Source organism: Polaribacter gangjinensis, from assembly GCF_038024125.1.
Taxonomy (GTDB): Bacteria; Bacteroidota; Bacteroidia; order Flavobacteriales; family Flavobacteriaceae; genus Polaribacter; species Polaribacter gangjinensis.
Genome location: NZ_CP150662.1, coordinates 1,075,272 through 1,094,568, shown reverse-complemented (window position 1 = coordinate 1,094,568; position 19,297 = coordinate 1,075,272). Strand labels below are relative to the sequence as shown.

The 19,297-nt window shown below is 31.8% G+C and carries 19 protein-coding genes and 5 tRNA genes; 20 read left to right on the top strand and 4 right to left on the bottom strand.

The features are described from left to right. Positions 1-32: 32 nt before the first annotated feature. From WHA43_RS04835 to uvrA, 4 genes are read right to left on the bottom strand one after another with little or no spacing between them, the layout of a single operon-like run. Complete coding sequence (locus WHA43_RS04835; protein WP_105045983.1) at positions 33-2,789, bottom strand: aminopeptidase; 2,757 nt, start codon at positions 2,787-2,789, stop codon at positions 33-35. Positions 2,790-2,844: 55 nt separating this feature from the next. After that, the gene (locus tag WHA43_RS04830) at positions 2,845-4,128 is read right to left on the bottom strand and encodes a T9SS type A sorting domain-containing protein (RefSeq protein WP_105045982.1); all 1,284 of its coding nucleotides are present in this window, start codon (positions 4,126-4,128) and stop codon (positions 2,845-2,847) included. Beyond that, positions 4,128-4,835, bottom strand: coding sequence for a TIGR00730 family Rossman fold protein (locus tag WHA43_RS04825; protein ID WP_105045981.1), 708 nt, complete (start codon positions 4,833-4,835; stop codon positions 4,128-4,130). Before WHA43_RS04825 ends, WHA43_RS04830 begins: the two co-directional genes overlap by 1 nt. Positions 4,836-4,857: 22 nt before the next feature. Continuing rightward, positions 4,858-7,680: an excinuclease ABC subunit UvrA gene (gene uvrA, locus WHA43_RS04820; protein WP_105047295.1), complete on the bottom strand. Its 2,823-nt coding sequence runs from the start codon at positions 7,678-7,680 to the stop codon at positions 4,858-4,860. 114 nt (positions 7,681-7,794) lie between these two features. Here uvrA and WHA43_RS04815 point away from each other — a divergent pair, with 114 nt between their 5' ends. The 20 genes from WHA43_RS04815 (at position 7,795) to rplL (ending at position 19,285) form a co-directional block, all read left to right on the top strand. Further along, positions 7,795-8,022, top strand: coding sequence for a PspC domain-containing protein (locus WHA43_RS04815; RefSeq protein WP_170039640.1), 228 nt, complete (start codon positions 7,795-7,797; stop codon positions 8,020-8,022). Between the two features lie 21 nt (positions 8,023-8,043). After that, a complete protein-coding gene (locus WHA43_RS04810) occupies positions 8,044-8,949 on the top strand; it encodes an SDR family oxidoreductase (protein ID WP_105045980.1) in 906 nt (301 codons plus the stop codon). 91 nt (positions 8,950-9,040) lie between these two features. Then, entirely contained in the window at positions 9,041-10,708 is a 1,668-nt protein-coding gene (locus WHA43_RS04805) for an alanine/glycine:cation symporter family protein (protein WP_105045979.1), read from the top strand. 70 nt (positions 10,709-10,778) lie between these two features. Then, positions 10,779-11,621, top strand: a complete 843-nt coding sequence (locus WHA43_RS04800) for a helix-hairpin-helix domain-containing protein (RefSeq protein WP_226742848.1) — start codon at positions 10,779-10,781, stop codon at positions 11,619-11,621. An 18-nt stretch (positions 11,622-11,639) separates the two neighbouring features. Then, positions 11,640-12,806 carry an acyl-CoA dehydrogenase family protein gene (locus tag WHA43_RS04795; RefSeq protein ID WP_105045977.1) on the top strand — a complete coding sequence of 389 codons (1,167 nt, stop codon included), beginning with the start codon at positions 11,640-11,642 and terminating at the stop codon, positions 12,804-12,806. A gap of 154 nt (positions 12,807-12,960) precedes the next feature. Continuing rightward, the gene (gene rpsU / locus WHA43_RS04790) at positions 12,961-13,158 is read left to right on the top strand and encodes a 30S ribosomal protein S21 (protein WP_105045976.1); all 198 of its coding nucleotides are present in this window, start codon (positions 12,961-12,963) and stop codon (positions 13,156-13,158) included. A 99-nt stretch (positions 13,159-13,257) separates the two neighbouring features. After that, entirely contained in the window at positions 13,258-14,142 is an 885-nt protein-coding gene (locus WHA43_RS04785) for a tyrosine-type recombinase/integrase (RefSeq protein WP_105045975.1), read from the top strand. Positions 14,143-14,148: 6 nt separating this feature from the next. Further along, positions 14,149-14,457, top strand: coding sequence for a ribosome hibernation-promoting factor, HPF/YfiA family (hpf, locus tag WHA43_RS04780; protein WP_105045974.1), 309 nt, complete (start codon positions 14,149-14,151; stop codon positions 14,455-14,457). A 95-nt stretch (positions 14,458-14,552) separates the two neighbouring features. Beyond that, positions 14,553-14,626 (top strand) — tRNA-Thr (locus WHA43_RS04775). A 44-nt stretch (positions 14,627-14,670) separates the two neighbouring features. Beyond that, positions 14,671-14,753, top strand: a tRNA-Tyr gene (locus WHA43_RS04770). A 13-nt stretch (positions 14,754-14,766) separates the two neighbouring features. Continuing rightward, a tRNA-Gly gene (locus WHA43_RS04765) sits at positions 14,767-14,839 on the top strand. Between the two features lie 20 nt (positions 14,840-14,859). After that, positions 14,860-14,932 (top strand) — tRNA-Thr (locus WHA43_RS04760). Between the two features lie 64 nt (positions 14,933-14,996). Continuing rightward, positions 14,997-16,184: an elongation factor Tu gene (gene tuf / locus WHA43_RS04755; RefSeq protein ID WP_105045973.1), complete on the top strand. Its 1,188-nt coding sequence runs from the start codon at positions 14,997-14,999 to the stop codon at positions 16,182-16,184. 71 nt (positions 16,185-16,255) lie between these two features. Next, positions 16,256-16,328: transfer RNA gene (locus WHA43_RS04750), tRNA-Trp, on the top strand. 15 nt (positions 16,329-16,343) lie between these two features. Then, positions 16,344-16,532, top strand: a complete 189-nt coding sequence (gene secE / locus WHA43_RS04745) for a preprotein translocase subunit SecE (protein WP_105045972.1) — start codon at positions 16,344-16,346, stop codon at positions 16,530-16,532. A gap of 12 nt (positions 16,533-16,544) precedes the next feature. Beyond that, on the top strand, positions 16,545-17,093 hold the full coding sequence (gene nusG / locus WHA43_RS04740; protein ID WP_105045971.1) for a transcription termination/antitermination protein NusG: 549 nt from the start codon (positions 16,545-16,547) through the stop codon (positions 17,091-17,093). Positions 17,094-17,163: 70 nt separating this feature from the next. Further along, the gene (gene rplK, locus WHA43_RS04735; protein ID WP_105045970.1) at positions 17,164-17,601 is read left to right on the top strand and encodes a 50S ribosomal protein L11; all 438 of its coding nucleotides are present in this window, start codon (positions 17,164-17,166) and stop codon (positions 17,599-17,601) included. 21 nt (positions 17,602-17,622) lie between these two features. After that, positions 17,623-18,312: a 50S ribosomal protein L1 gene (rplA, locus tag WHA43_RS04730; protein ID WP_105045969.1), complete on the top strand. Its 690-nt coding sequence runs from the start codon at positions 17,623-17,625 to the stop codon at positions 18,310-18,312. A 19-nt stretch (positions 18,313-18,331) separates the two neighbouring features. After that, positions 18,332-18,850 carry a 50S ribosomal protein L10 gene (rplJ, locus tag WHA43_RS04725; protein WP_105047293.1) on the top strand — a complete coding sequence of 173 codons (519 nt, stop codon included), beginning with the start codon at positions 18,332-18,334 and terminating at the stop codon, positions 18,848-18,850. A 51-nt stretch (positions 18,851-18,901) separates the two neighbouring features. Beyond that, positions 18,902-19,285 carry a 50S ribosomal protein L7/L12 gene (gene rplL / locus WHA43_RS04720; protein WP_105045968.1) on the top strand — a complete coding sequence of 128 codons (384 nt, stop codon included), beginning with the start codon at positions 18,902-18,904 and terminating at the stop codon, positions 19,283-19,285. Positions 19,286-19,297 lie beyond the last annotated feature (12 nt).

The window sequence follows — 19,297 nt, the reverse complement described above, 5'->3', positions numbered from 1 at the left end:
AAAATATACAATAAAAATCAATTAGTTTGAGTTTACAAAACTCCTCTTCTTATGAAGCTAAAAATTGCGTTTAAATCAGCAGTGAAAGTAAATCGGATTTTTTCTTGGTAATTTCCTTTAGAAATTTCCCATCCATTGTTTGAGTATAATGGAAAATAGACTTCTAAAATTTGATGAACAAAGTTTAAACGAATTCCGTTGTTATAAGCAAAAAATACGGGTGAGTTTCTGCTTTTTAAAAATGCAACATCATTATAAAACTCAACCCATTTCCACAGTCCAAAACTCGAGTTGAATGAGGCCATGAATTGATTGGCAAATCTGGTTGGTAAAACTGATTTGAATCCACCTTCTGCAATAATAAACTGTTGACTAAATAACCCTGTTGCTTCAGATCGTCCAAAATAATTAAGTTGAAATAAGTAATCATTGGCTCTATCCAAACCAAAACTAAAATAATCTCCAGTGGTTTTATTGCTTAAAAATGTACCTATAAAAAGTCTGAAATCTAATTGAGTATCTGAAGTTGTTAAAGAACGAAAACGTATATCAGCTGCTATTTTTGAGAAATTTTTAGCAAGTTCAGCACTAAAATTGTAACGAAATTCTTTAACAATATCAGGATTTATATAGCTATAATTAACACTTAAAACACTGTAATTGTCTTGATCAGTTTTAATGGCATTTGGTAAAACTTCCTTATCAATGTGTACCATTCTTGCACTCAAAATTTCGGAAGTTGCATCTCTTAAATCCTTTCTTTTAAATTCCATATTTATAAATGGCATTAAGGAAGTATAGGATAAATTAGGTGCATAATCTAGTGTCAATCCCGATAACCCATATCGAATTCTATAGATGGATGTTTTTTCGAAATATTGATTTAACAACAATGAAAATTGACCAATTACTGAAGCACTATTTGTTGCGTAAGCTGGTGCAAATGAAGCTTCTAAGTTTCTTTTAATCAATGGTTTATTGTGTATTCTTACTCCTAGAATGATGCCATTGTAAAAGTTATAACTAACATTTGGTTGATAAAAAAGTTGATTGTAATAAGGGTCGTCAATATCCTTTATCAAATTGAATTTCAGTGGTTTGTTAAATATTTTTTTCTCTAAACTTTTCCAATTATCAAGTGTGTTTAATTCTGGATAAGTATTTTCATAATTCAATGCAACTTTGTTGATATTTTGATTGGGAATACTCACTGTTGTTGTATCATCAATATTTGTAAACCATTTTTTAAAAATGATTTCTTTATCATTCAAACCATATAATAAAACTGGAGCTGTAATATTCCTTTTGTTTCTAATAGCAATTTTTATACTGTCTTTTTCGGTAAAAACATCATCAATTGTATAATCGATTTTTTTATTGGTTTTTATAAAATCTTCAAAAAACCAATCTAAATTCTTGGTTGTTTTTTTTGTGATAATCTCTCTAAAATCAGCTGTTGAAATTAATTTTGTGCTTTTTTCTTGATACAATTCTTTAATGCTACTATTTAAAATACTGTCACCCAAATAGTTTTTTAAATACTTTATTGCCAAACCTGCTTTGTATTTATTGGCAATTTTTCTGTTGAAATTAGACAAAGAATCAACAGGAGTGTCTAGAGCTTGATCTAAAAATTGCCTAGAAACAAATTGATAAATTAATGGATATTTTTCATTGAATTTCAGTTTCGAAATATTGAAATTTTTCAAATACCATTTGTCTGAAACTTTTCCTAATAATTTTATTTCTGGATAATACGTTTCTATATATTCAATCATCAAATAATTTTGAATACCGTCTAAAAGCCAATATTCTTCTCTTAAATTTAGAAACATTCTGTTCTCTAAATACGCAATTGAAAGGGCTTTGAAAAGGGTAATATCCCATTTGAATTCCTCTGAAAAAGGACGAATAAAACTTGGCAACTGACTTAATCCTACAATCGGATTTTTATCTTGCGTAATTTTGTCAATGTAAATTTCTTTATGAGGATATTTTCCCAAATATTTTTCGATAAAAAGAAGTTCACGACTCAAAATATCAACGCATTTTGAGTCTTCAATTTTATCATTTAAAATATCTGTATAAATAGCAACATCATTGACTTTATAGGTTTTTAATTGAGGCGTTTTATTGATAGATAAAATAACATTTGTTTTGTTTTTTCCTACCAAATAATAGTCTGTATCCTTTTCATTTTTAGTTTCATATTGATACAAATTACTCTCTAAAACGTATGGTTTTGGAATTTGAATTTCGATGGTAAAATCGGTTGTATTTTCAAATAAATCATCTGTATTTAGATTGCTCATCAATTTCCATTCATTTTGATAAATGGCTGGCGTCATATACCAAAAACGAAGGTGATAGCCAATAGCTGTTTTTCCGTAACTTGTAAATTTTGCATCCGGAATTTTTAAACTATATGCAATAGTGATGGTTTTTTTTTCTGATGGAAGTAAAGGTGTATTTAGTTGAATATCAATTATATCAGCCTGTTTTGGGACTTCATTAAAAACAACATTTTCAAAATCAACCGTTAAATTTTTGATGGTTGTAAAACCAACTTCATCTGGTTTTGCAAAGTATAATTCTTTCTTAAAATCTTTAATCAATCTTTTTGATAAAGGAGTTTTTCGATCTCTAAAACTATTTCCCCAATTGTGAAGATAAATATGGTTTAAAATAGAATCTGAATTGTTGATAAATACAATTTCTTGCTGAATTTTCAGTTCATCTTTTTCTGGATTAAAAGTTGCTTTTATGGCAATTGTGTTATTTTGAGCCATTGAAAAAACGGACCAAAACAGAAAAAATGTTTTTATGATTTGATGTATTTTCAATTTATAATTTCACAAATTTTAGCGGTCTAGAAGTCGCAGTTTTTAAATAATATATTCCTTTTGGAAATTTACTTGTTGCAATTTTGAGTTCAGTTTTCTGTTGAACTTTCGTTTCAAAAATCTTCTGCCCTAATTGGTTGTATATGATTATCGATGTTATTTCTTCGGATAAATGTAAACTTAAAAAATCAGAAACCAAATTCGAACCTATAAATTTAATAGGATTAACACTTTTAGTTACTGACAACGTATTTTCAGGAGTTTCCAATTCTAAAGAAATGGGCAAATGATCACTAAAAAAATACAACGCATCTCTTAAATTTTTCGAATATTCTCCAGTGCAATCAAAATTATTAACAGATGAATTGTAGCAGTTTTTATTGTTACCAATGGTTTTGTAACTATTTTCAACAAAATACAGTGTTGAATTTGTTTTTAAATTTTCGGACATCATAATGAAATCAAAACGATCATCCATTCCACCTCCAGCACCATCACCATTTAGTTGTGATGATCTTGTGGATTGTGAATGCACGTCAGCAAATGACGAATTGTTCCAAAAATAGGTATTGTTAAAATTGTCTTCATTAAAATAATCAACCCCATTTTCAGGAAAAGGTGGGCATAATCTATTAATAGGATCTATTATTTTGATTGAATTTGAAGTGTCAATTAATTTTAAAAATCCTTCTTCATTACTGGTATAAAAATTAAAATCGCCTGCGAATAAAATGTTACTATTGTTAGGTAATTTGTCCAATTCAGCAACAAAACGTTCAACAGATTGTAATCTGTCCATTCTATTGTTAAAGCCTGTTGAGGCTTTTAAATGAGTCACAAAAACCTCAATTTTGATTGGATTTATTTCTATATTTTCAGTGTTGATTTTAAATGTGTAATGATTAATGTCTCTTACGTTTGTCGTAATAACTTGATTTGCTAATAAAGTCAGTTTTTCGGAATTGTAATACACCATTTGTGACAAATCTTTTGCAGGCGATTGCACAATTCTGTAAGGTGCTTTTTTGAAATTTGCGTTGAAAGGAATAATGGCATTTTCAAAAAGATAATCAGAAGCTGGCTCATTTTTTATTTCACAAATCATGAATAAATCTGGCTGAACAGTTTCTAAAATTGTTTGTAAATACGGCGTTTTTTCTTGACTTACAATATCAATCGTATAATTTAAGGTATTGTAAAATAGTGTTTTAATTCTTGTTTGAGAAAACAAACAAGAACTTAAAATCACAAAAAAAACAACGAGCTGTTTTCTTAAAAAGTACATTAAAAGTTTGGTTTTAACTTGTATTTCTCGTAGAATTTATTGAAATGTTCTACAGCTTCATCAGCAGTATCAACCAATCTAAAAAGATTTAAATCTTCTTCTTTAATGTTTCCTTCAGCAATCAAAGTGTCTTTGATCCAATCAATCAATCCACTCCAAAATTTCTTACCAACCAAAACAATTGGAAAACGACCAATTTTTTTTGTTTGAATTAAGGTAATGGCTTCAAAAAGTTCGTCCATAGTTCCAAAACCTCCAGGCATTACCACAAATCCCTGTGAATATTTTACAAACATTACTTTTCTTACAAAAAAGTAATCGAAATCTAAACTCTTTCCTTTGTCAATCCAAGGATTGTCATGCTGTTCAAAAGGCAATTCAATATTCAATCCTACAGATAAACCTTTGCCTCTGTGAGCACCTTTATTTCCAGCTTCCATAATTCCAGGACCACCACCAGTAATTACTCCAAATCCACTTTGCGTTAATTTGAAAGCAATTTCTTCTGCTAAAATATAATATGGATTGTCAGGTTTGGTTCTTGCTGATCCAAAAATAGAAACACAAGGACCAATTTTACTCAAAGTTTCATAACCTTCAACAAACTCAGCCATGATTTTAAAAATCGCCCAAGAATCGTTTGTTTTTATTTCATTCCAAGTTTTTTGTTGGAGTCTTTCTCTTATTTTTCTGTCGTCATTTGTCATAAATTCTGATTTTTTAAAACGTCTAAATTAATTCTTTTTTCAAAAAAGCAGCCGTATAACTTTTTTTGTTTTCAGCAACTTCTTCAGGAGTTCCTGTACATAAAATTGTGCCACCTTTTTTACCACCCTCCAAACCTACATCAATAATATGATCTGCCAATTTTATGACATCTAAATTGTGTTCGATAATCAATACAGTATTTCCTTTGTTGGCGAGTTTGTTTAATACTTCCATCAACACACGAATGTCTTCAAAATGCAAGCCAGTTGTGGGTTCGTCTAAAATATAAAACGTATTTCCAGTATCTTTTTTTGATAATTCTGATGCTAATTTTATTCTTTGTGCTTCACCACCAGAAAGTGTGGTAGATTGTTGTCCAAGAGTGATATAACCCAAACCAACATCTTTAATAGTTTTTAATTTTCGATGAATTTTAGGGATATTTTCAAAAAAAACAGTGGCGTCTTCAATGGTCATATTAAGGATATCAGCAATTGATTTTCCTTTGTATCGAACTTCCAAAGTTTCTCTATTGAAACGCATTCCTTGACAAGTTTCACATTCTACATGCACATCTGGCAAAAAATTCATTTCTATAATTCGAACTCCTGCACCTTCGCAAGTTTCACAACGTCCGCCTTTAACATTGAATGAAAAGCGTCCAGGTTTGTAACCACGAATGGAAGCTTCAGGAGTTTGAGCAAATAAAGTTCTGATTTCATCAAAGGTTTTGGTGTATGTTGCAGGGTTTGAACGCGGTGTTCTTCCAATTGGCGATTGATCAATGTCAATTACTTTGTCAATATGTTCTAAACCTTCAATTTTTTTGTAAGGCATTGGTTTTTTTACACCTTTGTATATGTATTCGTTCAGAATAGGATACAAGGTTTCGTTTATTAAGGTAGATTTTCCACTTCCAGAAACTCCTGTCACACAAATCATTTTTCCCAAAGGAAACTCAACTGACACATTTTTTAAATTATTTCCTGATGCACCTTTTAGTTTGATGAATTTTCCATTGCCTTCACGTCTTTTTGTAGGAACTTTAATTTTCTTTCTTTCAGTCAAGTAATCTGCAGTTAAGGTGTAATGTGTTTTTAGTTCTGTAAAAGTTCCTTCACTTACAATTTGACCTCCATGTCTTCCAGCTTCAGGACCAATATCTATCACATAATCAGCATGTTCAATCATGTCTTTGTCGTGTTCAACAACCAAAACTGAGTTGCCAATATCGCGTAATTTTACCAAAGAATCAATCAGTTTTTGATTGTCACGTTGATGTAAACCAATACTTGGTTCATCCAAAATATATAGAACACCCACTAATTGTGAACCAATTTGTGTTGCTAAACGAATACGTTGTGCTTCACCACCAGAAAGCGATTTTGACGTTCTATCTAAAGTTAAATATTCCAAGCCAACATCCACCAAAAATTGAATTCTAGTGCGAATTTCCTTTAAAATTTCGGAGGCTATTTGTTGCTGTTTAGGAGATAGTTTTTTTTCAATATTTTCAAACCAAGTAGCTAATTCAGTAATGTCCATTTGCACCAAATCACTGATGTTTTTATCCGTGATTTTAAAGTGAAGCGCTTCTTTTTTTAAACGTTTTCCTTCGCAAGTTGTACAGGTTATTTCGTCCATAAAACCATTTGCCCAACGTTTTATACTGGTGCTTTCTGCGTTATTGTATTGATTTTGAATGAATGAGATGATGCCTTCAAAATCAATTTTATAATTTCGGGTAACACCAACAGTTTTAGAAGTAATTTGAAAAGACTCATTGCCGCCGTTCAAAATCATATCCAAAGCTTCTTTTGGAATATCTTTGATAGCATCCGTTAATTTGAATTTGTAACGCTCAGCTATGTGTTCAATTTGTTTAAAAATCCAACTATTTTTTTGATCTCCTAAAGGAATAATTCCTCCATTTTTGATAGAAATTGCATCATTAGGAATCACTTTTTGCAAGTTGATTTCATTGGTAATTCCCAATCCATTACAAGTTTCACAAGCACCTTTTGGAGAGTTGAAAGAAAATGTGTTTGGTTCAGGATTTGGGTATGCAATTCCGGTTTCAGGACACATCAATTCTCTACTAAAATAACGTGGTTGATTTTCATCAATCGCAAGTACCATCATAATATTATCTCCAGCATACATAGCTGTTTTGATGGTTTCTTCTAACCGTTTTTCAGAGGCAGAATTCACCAATAATCGATCAATTACCACTTCAATATCATGTGTTTTATAACGATCTAAACGCATGTCTTTTTCAATATCTCTGATTTCGCCATCAACACGAACTTTTAAAAAGCCTTGTTTGGAAATTTGTTCAAAAAGCTCTCTGTAATGTCCTTTTCTCGATTTGATTAAAGGTGCTAAAACTGCAATTTTTTTATCTGTAAAATCACTTAAAATCAATTCTTTTATTTGCTCGTCAGAATAGCTAACCATCTTTTTTCCAGTATTATAGGAATAAGCATCAGCAGCTCTTGCAAATAATAAACGTAAAAAATCGTAGATTTCAGTAATTGTTCCAACTGTAGATCTTGGACTTTTATTGGTGGTTTTTTGTTCAATAGAAATAACTGGCGAAAGGCCTTCAATTTTATCTACATCAGGTCTTTCTAATCCTCCTAAAAATTGACGAGCGTAGGCAGAAAATGTCTCAATGTAGCGTCTTTGGCCTTCAGCATAAATGGTGTCAAATGCCAATGATGATTTTCCACTGCCGCTTAAACCTGTTATTACAACCAATTTTTCGCGTGGAATTTTTACGTCAATATTTTTTAAGTTATGAACTCTTGCTCCATAAACTTCTATGTACTCTTGGTCTTTCAAAAAAATGCGGTTTTTTAAAGAAAAACGCAAAGTTACTTAATATAAAATCAATTTTAAATGAAAAATAATCAACAAATAAATGGATTGTACTATCTTGCATCCAAAAGAAATATTATGAATTTTATGCATTCTATCCGCTATTTTTTTGAACGTCATGGTTTTGGCGTTTTCACAAGATTGGCTGATAGGTTGGGAATGAGAGCAAAAAATGTTCGAATCTATTTTATTTATGTGACTTTTTTCACAGTTGGATTGTCTTTTGGATTTTATTTGACTTTAGCGTTTTTAATAAAATTAAAAGATTTAATTTACACCAAAAGAAGTTCTGTTTTTGATTTGTAAAAAATTGAATTATTGTTTTAAATGAAAAAAATTGTAATCACTGGGAGTAATGGATTATTAGGGCAATCTTTATTGAAATTATTGCTTAAAGAAAAAAACAATTATGAAGTTTATGGTTTTTCAAAAGGAGAAAATAGGAGCGGAAGAACTGATTTTAATTATGTCTCTATAGATATTACTGACGAAGAAAATCTTAAAAAAACTTTATTAAAAGTAAAACCTGACGCGATCATAAATACGGCAGCAATGACTCAAGTAGATGATTGTGAAATCTATAAAGAGACATGTGATATTTTAAATATTGATGTTGTTAAATGGTTGAAAGAAACATCTGAAATCATTAATTGTCATTTAATCCATTTATCAACTGATTTTATATTTGATGGTGAAAAGGGCTATTACAGAGAAACTGACAAAGCAAATCCATTGAGTTATTACGGAAGGTCAAAAGTAAAATCAGAAGAAATTTTACAAGAATCAAATATCGATTTTACCATTATAAGAACTATTTTGGTTTACGGAAAAGTGTTTGATATGAGTAGAACGAACATTGTACTTTGGGTAAAAGAAATGCTTGAAAATGGAAAAGAAATAACAATTGTTAACGATCAATTCAGAATGCCAACTTTTGTAGATGATTTAGCGCTTTCGTGCAAATTAGCAGTTGATAAACAGGCAACAGGTATTTTTCATATTTCTTCTACAAAATTGATGAGTGTTTTTGAAATTGTGCAAGAAATAGCCAATGTTTTTGAATTGGATTTAAATCTAATCAAGCCAACATCATCTCATATATTAAATCAAAAAGCAAAAAGACCGCCAAAAACGGGTTTTGATGTCTCAAAAGCCAAATCAATTTTAGGGATAAATCTGCAAACTTTTGAAGAAGATTTGCGAAGATTTAAAGATATCTTATCATTAAATTGATATTTCGTAATAAAAAGTTGTGATAAGGGCTTTTTTTTAAGATATTGCGTGCTCAATTAAGAATCATAAAAATCATTTAGAATATAGTATTATGAAGAAAAAACTTCTATCGTTATTATTTTTAGTAGCTCCATTTTTTATTTTTTCGCAAGAAAAAGGTTTAGATGAAAAAATCAATGATGCATTCATGCCAATCGCTTCTTGGTGGGAAGGATTTGTTTTAACAACAGTACCATTAGGATCTTACAATGTGCCCTTTGTAGTGCTTTTATTAGTTGGTGGAGCCACTTTTTTTACAATATATTTTAGGTTTCCGAGCATTACAAAATTCGGAACTGCAATAAGAACAGTAAGAGGTAAGTATGTTGATATTGAAAAGCATGGAGTAGATAAATTGTATAATAATGACGAGACATTAGGTGTTGAGGATATTAAAGACACTATTCGTGATGAAAGTGCTCATGGTGAGGTTTCTCATTTTCAAGCTCTAGCAACAGCTGTATCAGGAACAGTGGGATTGGGGAATATTGCAGGAGTGGCAGTAGCTATCGGTTTAGGAGGTCCAGGTGCCACTTTTTGGATGATTATTTGTGGTTTGTTAGGAATGTCAACCAAATTTGTTGAATGTACTTTAGGAGTTAAATATAGAGATGTTGGACCTGATGGTACAGTTTATGGAGGGCCAATGTACTACTTGTCTAAAGGTTTGAAAGAAAGAGGTTTTACAACTTTTGGTAAAATATTAGGGGTTCTTTTTGCTGTGCTTTGTGTTGGTGCTTCTTTTGGTGGAGGTAATGCATTTCAATCAAATCAAGCAGCAGTTCAAATTAGCTCATTATTAAAATTAAATTCTGGTTCTGACGGTGTGATTATCGGAATTTGTTTGGCAATTTTAGTCGGAATTGTGATTATTGGTGGAATTAAAAGAATTGCAAAAATTACTGAAAAAATAGTCCCTTTTATGGCAGGGATTTACATCTTAGCTTCATTAGTCATTATTATTGCTAACTTTAGCGATATTGGCTTGGCATTTACCATTATTTTTGAAGGAGCTTTTACGCCAATGGCTGGATTGGGTGGTTTAGTTGGAGTATTGATTGTTGGTTTTCAAAGAGCGGCATTTTCAAACGAAGCAGGTGCAGGTTCAGCTGCAATTGCACACTCAGCTGTAAGAACTAAATATCCAGCATCAGAAGGTGTTGTGGCGCTTTTAGAACCTTTTATTGATACCGTTGTGATTTGTACAATGACTGCACTTGTTATTGTGTTTTTCAATATTGATGGTACAAATGTTCAAAGTGTATTCAATTACAGTGCAGAAACAAGTAGTGTAATTTTAAACGCTGATGGGCGTTCTATAGGAGGGGTAGATTTAACTTCTATGGCTTTTGATTCTGTGATTCCTCATTTTTCTTATATACTAACTATTGCCATTGTTTTATTTGCTTTTTCAACGATGATTTCATGGTCTTACTACGGTTTACAAGCTTGGAAATTTTTATTTGGAAAAACCAAAACAGCTGATATAGTTTATAAATTATTATTCTTAGTTTTTGTTGTCATTGGAGCAGGAGCAACTTTAGATGCGGTTATTAAATTCTCAGATGCTATGATTTTGGCACTGGTATTTCCAAATATGATTGGTTTATTTTTCCTTTATCCAAAAGTAAAGCAAGAAATGAATCGCTATTTGAATGCAATTTCAATTAAAAAAGAAGCAATTGAAGAGGGAGCTATTGATGTGACAAAACACATGTAATTTTCTTAAAATGATAAATTTTACATCCCATTTCTGGTACCACAAAAGCCAAAAAAATGGGATTTTTTTATTGGCAATTCTCATCATTTGCCTTCAAGCATTCATTTTTCTAGATGTTTTTTCATCCGAAGAAAAAATAGCCAAAAAAACTCCTGAAGTTCTGGCATTTCAGCATCAAATAGATAGTTTGAAAATGATTGCTATCGAAAATAGAAAACCTAAAATATTTCCTTTCAATCCCAATTATATTACCGATTTTAAAGGCGAACAATTAGGCATGTCTTTAGAAGAAATTGATAGACTGCTAGCTTTCAGAAAAACAGGGAAATTTATCAATTCAAAAAATGATTTTCAAAAAGTAACAAAGATTTCAGACAGTTTGTTGGCGAAAATTGCACCATTTTTCAAGTTTCCTGATTGGGTAGAAAAGCAAAATTCACATCAAAAAGAAAATTCATTTTCAGAGAAATTCACGTATCAAAACTACAAGAAAACAGCAAAAAGTGATTTGTCAACCAACGATCTAAATAAAGCAACTGCAACAGATTTGCAATACATTTCAGGAATTGGAGAAAAAATAGCAGAACGTATTATTCAGTATCGTTCTAAATTACAAGGATTTACTTTCAAAGAACAATTGTATGAAGTTTGGGGTTTACAAAAAGAAATTGCAGATAAAACCCTAGAAACCTTTATTATCAAACAAAAACCAATTATCAAAACTGTTAATATTAATTCATTATCTTTCAAAGAGTTATTGCGAATTCCATATATGAATTATGAACTTTGCAGGAAAATTTTTGATTACAAAGACGAGGTAGCTGAAATTCAACAAATATCAGAATTAAAAAATATCAAGGATTTTCCATTAGATATATACAATAGATTAGTCTTATATTTGCACGCTGAATAATTAATTCAATTTTATCAAATGAATAGCATGTACTTTACAGAAGAACATCACGCATTTCGTGCGAGTTTTAAAGATTTTTTGCAGAAAGAAGTAGTTCCTCACATCGAAAAATGGGAACAAACAGGAACAATTGAACGCTTCATTTGGAAGAAATTTGGAGAAATGGGTTATTTCGGATTGTCAACTCCACAGGAATATGGTGGTTTAGATTTAGATCTTTTTTACACTGTAATTTTTTTAGAAGAATTACAAAAAGTAAATTCAGGTGGATTTGCAGCCGCAATGTGGGCACACGAATATCTAGCAATGACACATTTAAATAAAGAAGGAAGCGAAGCCATCAAACAAAAATATTTAGTACCAAGTGTTGAGGGTGATATGATTGGTTGTTTGTGTATTACAGAGCCTTTTGGAGGAAGTGATGTTGCAGGAATGCGTTCAACAGCCATCAAAAATGGAGATCATTATATATTGAATGGTTCAAAAACATTCATCACAAATGGAGTGTACTCTGATTATTTGATAATTGCTGCAAAAACAGATCCTTCTGATAAATATAAAGGAATCAGCATTTTTGTTGTTGATAGAAATACAAAAGGAATTTCAGCAACCAAATTGAATAAATTGGGTTGGAGAGCTTCTGATACTGGAGAAATCGCTTTTGATAATGTAAAGATTCCTGCTGAAAATTTATTAGGTGAAGAAGGAAAAGGCTTTCCTTATATCATGCAACATTTTGCATTAGAACGTTTAATTATGGGAATTAATGCACATGCAAGAGCAGAATTTGCCTTAGATTATGCTATTCATTATATGAAAGAGCGAGTTGCTTTTGGTAAGACAATTGATCAATTTCAGGCATTAAGGCATAAAATTGCAGAAATAGCAAGTCAGGTTGATATGTGTAAAGAGTATAATTATTCCATTGCGAAACGATTGAATGACGGTCAATATGTGGTGAAAGAAGCAAGCATGTCTAAGTTGTTATCAACCAAAATGGCTGATGAAGTAATTTATGATGCACTTCAATTATTAGGAGGTTATGGTTATATGGAAGATTATCCAATGGCACGATTGTTTCGCGATAGCAGATTAGGCCCAATAGGAGGAGGTACTTCTGAAATCTTGAAAGAGATTATCGCAAAAATGGTTATTGATAGTAAAGAGTATAAGCCAGCAACTTAAATGAATTCAGAGATTTAAAATGCTGAATTTGAAAAAAAACTTGATTCTTAATTCTAAAATCAAAATTAATTGTACCTTTGCAAACCAAAATTTAAATAACAACAGTAAATCTGTTTAAAATATAAAAGATACGTATGAAGGGAGGTGCTAACTTATGTTAATTATACCAGTAAAAGAAGGAGAGAATATAGATAGAGCTTTAAAACGTTACAAACGTAAATACGATCGTACAAAAACGATGAAACTTTTGCGTAACAATAAAAACTTTACAAAACCTTCAGTAGCAAAGAGAGCTCAAAAAATTAAAGCCTCTTACGTTCAAAGATTAAGAACACAAGAAGAAATAGGTTAGTAACTTACTAAAATGAACAAAAACTCGTATCAATATTTTGATACGAGTTTTTTTTTGATTGAAATTTTGTAAATTTACAGAAACCAAAACTTTTAAATTTTGATTGATTCATTTCTCGAATATTTGTTTCTTGAAAAAAAGTATTCAATAAATACAATATCTGCTTACAAAACGGATTTGTTAGCTTTTAAGGATTTTTGTGAAACAGATTTCAATGTCAATAATTTATCAGAAGTAGAATATCCAATAATCCGAAGTTGGATTGTGAATTTGGTACATCAAAAGATATCAAATAGGAGTATCAATCGTAAAATAACCTCTTTAAATTCTTTTTACAAGTTTTTGCAGAAAACTCACCAAATTGAAATAAATCCACTTTCAAAACACAAATCGCTAAAATCAGTTAATAAGTTACAAATACCATTTAGTGTAAAAGAAATTAATGATGCCATAAACAGTGTGTCAGAAAACTCCGATTTCAAATTGATTAGAAATAAATTAATTATAGAACTCTTATATTCAACAGGCGTCAGAAAATCTGAATTAATTCATATAAAGGAAAGCGATATTGATTTTGGTAATAAAACAGTAAAAGTTCTTGGAAAGAGAAATAAAGAACGATTTGTTCCGTTATTAGAATCAGTCATTGCAAAGATAAAACAATATCAAATTTTAAGAGATGAATTTTCAGAAGGTGCAGAGGAATTATTGATAACTGAAAATGGAAATAAATTAAGCAAATCACTTGTATACGGAGTTATAAATTCGTACTTTAGTAATGTCTCAACAAAGACAAAAAAAAGTCCTCATATTTTAAGGCATTCATTTGCGACACATTTGTTAAATGAAGGTGCAAATTTAAATTCGGTTAAAGAATTACTAGGGCATTCAAGTTTAGCCTCCACTCAAGTCTACACACACAATAGTCTTGAAGTTATTAAAAAAGTGTATAATCAAGCTCACCCTAGGAGTTTAAAAAAATAATATCTTATGAAAGTATTCACTCAATCAGTAAACTTTAATGCAGACAAAGATTTAATTAAGTATGTAGAAAAAAAGGCAAATCAATTGGTAAAGTTTCACGATAAAATTGTTGATGCCGAAGTATTTTTAAAAGTTCAAAACACCAGCGACAAGGAAAATAAAATAATAGAGATAAAATTAAACATTCCCGGAAGTGAGTTGATTGTAAAAAGAGAAACCAAAACTTTTGAAGAAGGTATCAATTTAGCTATAGATTCACTGAAAAGACAACTAAAAAAATCTAAAGAAAAAACAAGGGATTCTTTGATTTCATAAAAAAATAAAAATTATTACAAAAAGTTTCTCGAAATAAAAAAAACTTTATACATTTGCAATCCGTTAGAAATAGCGGATTGTTTTTTTGTAAAAAAGCCGATGTAGCTCAGCTGGCTAGAGCAGCTGATTTGTAATCAGCAGGTCGTGGGTTCGAGTCCCTCTATCGGCTCAAAAAAATAAAGTTCATTTACATAGTGAGATTTATCTTTTTTAGGGGAGATTCCAGAGCGGCCAAATGGGACGGACTGTAACTCCGTTGTTTTACGACTTCGCAGGTTCGAATCCTGCTCTCCCCACAAAAAAAATATTGCGAGAGTAGCTCAGTTGGTAGAGCTTCAGCCTTCCAAGCTGAATGTCGCCGGTTCGAACCCGGTCTCTCGCTCGAAATTAATTCCAACAAAAGCCGGTGTAGCTCAGTTGGTAGAGCGCATCCTTGGTAGGGATGAGGTCACGGGTTCAAATCCCGTCATTGGCTCATAGAGCATTTACAAGAGTATTATTAGACACTAAATATAACTTAAGAATTAAAATTAAATATTATGGCAAAAGGAACTTTTGACCGTTCGAAACCACACTTAAATATTGGTACAATCGGACACGTAGATCACGGTAAAACTACCTTAACAGCAGCTATCACTAAAGTATTAGCTGATAAAGGATATTCTGAAGCAAAATCTTTTGATCAAATTGATAACGCTCCAGAAGAAAAAGAAAGAGGTATTACAATCAACACTTCTCACGTAGAATATCAAACAGCTAATCGTCACTATGCTCACGTTGACTGTCCAGGTCACGCGGATTACGTTAAAAACATGGTAACTGGTGCTGCTCAAATGGACGGTGCTATTTTAGTAGTTGCTGCAACAGATGGTCCAATGCCACAAACTAGAGAGCACATCTTATTAGGTCGCCAAGTAGGTATTCCACGTATGGTTGTTTTCTTGAATAAAGTTGACATGGTTGATGATGAAGAGCTTTTAGAGTTGGTTGACATGGAGGTAAGAGAATTGTTGTCTTTCTATGAGTATGATGGAGATAATGGTCCTGTTATCCAAGGTTCTGCTTTAGGTGCTTTAAATGGTGAAGCAAAATGGGTTGATACTGTTATGGAATTAATGGATGCTTGTGATTCTTGGATTGAAGAGCCAGTTCGTGATATGGATAAGCCTTTCTTAATGCCAATCGAAGACGTATTCTCTATTACTGGTCGTGGAACTGTTGCTACAGGTCGTATCGAAACAGGTATTGCTAAAACTGGTGATCCAGTAGAAATTATTGGTATGGGTGCTGAGAAATTAACTTCTACTATTACTGGTATCGAAATGTTCCGTCAAATCCTTGATAGAGGTGAAGCAGGAGATAATGCTGGTATCTTATTAAGAGGTATTGCAAAAGAAGATATCAAAAGAGGAATGGTTATTTGTAAGCCAGGTTCAGTAAAACCTCATGCTAAATTTAAAGCTGAAGTTTACGTTCTTAAAAAAGAAGAAGGTGGTCGTCACACGCCATTCCACAATAACTATCGTCCACAGTTCTATGTAAGAACAACAGACGTTACAGGTACTATTACATTACCAGCTGGTGTTGAAATGGTAATGCCTGGTGATAACTTAACAATTAACGTCGATCTTCTTCAACCAATCGCATTAAACGTAGGTTTACGTTTTGCAATCCGTGAAGGTGGTAGAACAGTTGGAGCTGGTCAGGTAACTGAGATTTTAGACTAATTTTTTAGTTTTTCACTTAAAATATGAAGGTGTTCCGTTTTTTACGGAACACCTCTATTAATGATTAAGAAACGGGTTTAGCTCAGTTGGTAGAGCACTGGTCTCCAAAACCAGGTGTCGAGAGTTCGAGTCCCTCAACCCGTGCAAAATAAAAGTAACATGAACTTTATACAATATATCAAAGATTCTTTTGACGAGTTAAATAACAATATGACTTGGATATCAAAAGAAGATGCTCAAAAAACAACAGTTACTGTTGCTGTTTTTACGATTTTATTTGCATTGGCAGTTGCTGGTATTGATTTTGTTTTTCAAACTGGATTAGATAACTTTTTTAAATTATTTTAAGAAAATAAGATTATGACTGATTCTGTAATGAAATGGTATGTTGTTAGAGCTATTGGCGGACAAGAGAACAAAGTAAAATCTTACATTGAAACTGAAATTTCAAGAGTTGGATTATCTGATTTTGTAAGTCAAGTAATTGTTCCTACAGAAAAAGTTGTTCAAATTAGAAATGGGAAAAAGGTAAATAGAGAAAAAGTTTATTTTCCTGGATATATCATGATAGAAGCAAATCTATCTGGAGAAGTTCCTCACGTAATTAGATCTATTACTGGAGTGATTGGTTTTCTTGGAGAAACAAAAGGCGGTGATCCTGTTCCAATGAGAAGATCAGAAGTTAATAGAATGCTTGGTAAAGTTGATGAACTTTCTGTACAAGATGAAAATATTGCGATTCCTTTTAATGTAGGAGAAACAGTAAAAGTTATTGATGGACCATTCAACGGTTTTGATGGTACTATTGAAAAAGTAAATGAAGAAAAGCGAAAACTTGAAGTAATGGTAAAGATTTTTGGAAGAAAAACACCATTAGAATTGAGTTATATGCAAGTAGAAAAGATATAAGTGTTACATATTATATACCGATTTGTTTTTTAGCTTCCAATTTTAAAACAGGTCACTAAACATTTTTATAATGGCAAAGGAAATTAGTAAATTAGTTAGATTACAAGTAAAGGGAGGTGCAGCGAATCCATCGCCACCGGTTGGACCTGCTTTAGGATCTGCTGGAGTTAACATTATGGAATTCTGTAAACAGTTCAATGCAAGAACGCAAGACAAACAAGGAAAAGTTGTTCCTGTTGTGATTACTGTTTACAAAGACAAATCATTTGAATTTGTTACCAAAACAGCTCCTGCAGCATTACAATTACTAGAAGCAGCCAAGGTCAAAAGTGGTTCGGGTGAACCAAATAGAAAGAAAGTAGCATCTGTTACTTGGGATCAAATCAAAGTTATCGCAGAAGACAAAATGGCAGATTTAAATGCTTTTGAATTGACTTCAGCAATGAAAATGATTGCAGGTACAGCTCGTTCTATGGGATTAACAGTAACTGGTGTTGCACCAAATTAATCTTTATAAAAAAGTAGTAAAATGGCAAAATTAACAAAAAAGCAAAAAGAAGCTCACGCAAAAATTGATAAGTCTAAATCTTATGATTTGGCAGCAGCTTCATCGCTAGTCAAAGAAATTACTAATGTAAAGTTTGATGCATCAGTAGATATTGCAATTCGTTTAGGTGTTGACCCAAGAAAAGCAAATCAAATGGTGAGAGGTGTTGTTACACTTCCTCATGGAACAGGTAAAGACGTAAAAGTTTTAGCATTAGTTACTCCAGATAAAGAAGCAGAAGCTAAAGAAGCTGGCGCTGATTATGTTGGATTAGATGAATATCTTCAAAAAATTAAAAACGGTTGGACCGATGTTGATGTTATTATTACATTACCAAGTGTAATGGGTAAATTAGGTCCTTTAGGAAGAATTTTAGGTCCTAGAGGTTTAATGCCAAACCCAAAAACTGGTACTGTAACAATGGATGTTGCAAAAGCAGTTCAAGAGGTGAAAGCTGGGAAAATCGATTTTAAAGTTGATAAAACTGGTATCGTTCATGCTGCAATAGGAAAAGTATCTTTTGATGCTGAGAAAATTGCAGAAAACGCAAAAGAAATTTTACAAACTGTTATTAAATTGAAACCAACCACTGCAAAAGGAACGTATTTAAGAAGTATCCATATTTCTAGTACAATGAGTCCTGCTGTAATTGTTGATGTTAAAACTGTTTAATACGTTAAAACTTAGAATTATGACTAGAGAAGAGAAATCACAAGTAATACAAGATTTAACTACAACATTAGCAGATACAAATACAATTTATCTAGCAGATATTTCTGGAATGGATGCATTAACAACCTCTAACTTACGTAGAGCTTGTTTTAAAGCAGGAATCCAATTATCAGTTGTAAAAAATACATTACTAGCGAAAGCAATGGAAGCTTCAGACAAGGATTTTGGAGCATTACCATCAGTATTAAAAGGCAATACATCCATAATGATTGCAGAGTCTTCAAATGCTCCTGCAAAACTAATCAAGGAATTCAGAAAGAAAACTAAAAATAAACCTATTTTAAAAGGTGCATTTGCAGAAGAATCTGTTTACATTGGTGATGATCAATTAGATGCTCTTATTGAAATTAAATCAAAAGATCAACTACTTGGAGAACTTATTGGATTATTACAATCGCCAGCGAAAAACGTTGTTTCAGCGTTGCAATCTGGTGGACAAAAACTTTCAGGAATTGTTAAAACATTATCTGAAAAATAATTAAGCGCACAAATAAACTATAATAAACAAAAATTTTTAAAAACAATTAAAATGGCAGATTTAAAAGATTTCGCAGAGCAATTAGTTAACTTAACAGTAAAAGAAGTTAACGAATTAGCTAAAATTTTAAAAGACGAGTATGGTATTGAGCCAGCAGCAGCAGCAGTAGCAGTAGCAGCAGGTCCTGCAGCAGGTGGTGGAGAAACAGCTGAAGCTGAAGAGCAAACAGAATTCACAGTTATCTTAAAAGACGCTGGTGCTTCTAAATTAGCAGTTGTTAAATTGGTTAAAGAATTAACTGGTTTAGGATTGAAAGAAGCTAAAGGTGTTGTTGATAGTGCTCCTGCACCAGTAAAAGAAGGCGTTTCTAAAGATGAGGCTAACAGCCTTAAAGTAGCTTTAGAAGAAGCTGGAGCTGTAGTAGAGCTTAAGTAATCACTTATCCCG